The following is a 2,028-nucleotide window of genomic DNA, read 5'->3' on the forward strand; positions in this document are numbered from 1 at the left end:
GACCACTAGCCTATACAGGATGAACAACCGATATGGGAAGCGGAGTTGTGCAACAGCCACGGGCGTTTACTGAAACAGATAAATAAAGATTGAGTTGTCTCAGGAAGTAGCTTTTTATTAGACGATTACTTTTTAATGTTTGTCAACTTCAGTTAGTCGCATACGAGATCAGGAGCTTATAAAACCCGAAGCACTTTCCAGCAAAACCCATGACAACGGATATAGATCGGTTTAGGCAAGCCGTTAGCCATCTGCACCCCAACTTGACCCAGGACGAGTGGGATTATTTATGCGGTGGTCTCGTACGACTCACCCTAAAGCCTAAAGAGTTCTTTATCCAGGCGGGGAAACAGAACCACCTACTGGGATTCGTCGCTAGTGGGTTGGTCAGGGGCTACTATCTCAATCACCAGGGAGAGGAAGTCACCTTCTATTTTGCCAAAGAGAATGACTATGCCACCGACTATTCCTCCCTGCTTACGCAAAAGCCCAGCCGCTGTTACTTTCAGTGTCTGGAGCCGACCACCCTGCTCACCCTCTCTTACCAGCACATACAACAGTGTTATACAACCCACCATGGCCTAGAAAGGTATGGGCGGCTGATTGCCGAAGAGACCCTGAAAATGCTCAACGCGCGGGTGGAAAGTTTTCAGTTTGATCAGGCGGAACAGCGCTATCTTGACTTTATCCAGCACTCCTCCGATTTATTCAACCGCGTCTCGTTATCTCATCTGGCCTCCTACTTGGGCATCGAACGACCTTCACTGAGCCGAATCCGAAAAAAAATTACCGGCCTGTAACGTTTGTACCATTTGTTACAGCTAAAGGCCAACCGATCCCGCGAGCTTTGTCGTATCAACTGCACGCACAAAGACGATGAATCACCCAACGAACACTTATACACCCGGGGCCTGATGACTGGCCTGATCGTGCTGTTCCTACTGGCTACCGCCTATGGACAACAACCCGCTACCGCTATCGTAGGCGAGTGGCTGTCTGCCAAAAAAGATAGCTGGATCGCCATCTACCAGCAGGGGACCACCTACGTCGGTAAAATTATCTGGGGGTGGGCCAGGCCACGACCGATGAAAAGAATCTCGAACCAACGCTTCGGCAGCGGAAGATGATCGGTCTGGTCATACTGAACAACTTCGTTTATGAGGGGGCCGATACCTGAAAAGAGGGTACGATCTATAACCCACGGGAAGGTAAGACCTATGCCTGCAAAATGACGCTCAAAGATCCGGGAAACCTGAGCATTCGGGGCTATGTAGGGCTTGCCCTCTTCGGCCGTACGGAAGTATGGACGAAAGTAAAATAAGGTCTGGCAGGCGACCCGTCTACCAGCGATCAGTCGTGCGACAATCAACTTTAATTAAGAAAGCAACATGAAAATTTTAATGGTTGGCCGAGGAGTAATTGCGGCTCAATACGGCTGGGCTTTTGAGAAAGCCGGACACACCGTCGAGTTTTACGTTAGGCCGGGGCGGGCGGCAACGTTAGGATCCACCCTGCCCCTACATTTACTAGATGCCCGCACCAAAACCAAAGGCGTTTTAGTGAATGAACGCTGGCCTGTGCAACTGCGGGAAAGTATTCCCGTTGGCCATACCTATGACCTGATTGTTGTCAGCGTCCAGCATTACCAGTTCGGGGAAGTGGCGGCCTTCCTGGCCCCCCTGATTAGCAACACCACGGTGTTGATTTTTAATAATTTCTGGCAAGATCCTCAAGAACAGGCTTCGGCGCTACCGGCGGAACAACTGGTCTGGGGTTTCCCCCAGGCCGGGGGCGGATTCGATGCGAACGGGGTGCTAACCGGAGCGCTGTTTGCCGATGTTCATTTCGGCACCTTCGGTACCGATCCGACGCCAAGAGACTTAGCCATTCGGGATTTGTTCGCCACCAGTGGGTTTAAACTTCATGAACACCGGGATTTCCGGGGCTGGTTGTGGATTCATTTCGCCGTCGATGCCGGCTTCTTCGCCGAAGTCTTACGGGTGGGTTCCGTCGAAGGGGTATTTCACT

The 2,028-nt window shown here is 51.4% G+C and carries 4 protein-coding genes; all 4 read left to right on the forward strand.

Annotated features, from left to right (window positions below; all coding sequences use genetic code 11):
- Positions 1-209 precede the first annotated feature (209 nt).
- Entirely contained in the window at positions 210-800 is a 591-nt protein-coding gene (locus ACFS25_RS27595) for a Crp/Fnr family transcriptional regulator (RefSeq protein ID WP_381507780.1), read from the forward strand.
- Between the two features lie 3 nt (positions 801-803).
- Positions 804-1,127 carry a DUF2147 domain-containing protein gene (locus ACFS25_RS27600; protein ID WP_381507781.1) on the forward strand — a complete coding sequence of 108 codons (324 nt, stop codon included), beginning with the start codon at positions 804-806 and terminating at the stop codon, positions 1,125-1,127.
- 101 nt (positions 1,128-1,228) lie between these two features.
- Positions 1,229-1,321 carry a DUF2147 domain-containing protein gene (locus tag ACFS25_RS27605; protein WP_381507783.1) on the forward strand — a complete coding sequence of 31 codons (93 nt, stop codon included), beginning with the start codon at positions 1,229-1,231 and terminating at the stop codon, positions 1,319-1,321.
- A gap of 67 nt (positions 1,322-1,388) precedes the next feature.
- A partial coding sequence (locus ACFS25_RS27610; RefSeq protein ID WP_381507784.1) for a ketopantoate reductase family protein occupies positions 1,389-2,028 on the forward strand: 640 nt, incomplete at its 3' end.

This window comes from Spirosoma flavum, from assembly GCF_042686045.1.
Taxonomy (GTDB): domain Bacteria; phylum Bacteroidota; class Bacteroidia; order Cytophagales; family Spirosomataceae; genus Spirosoma; species Spirosoma flavum.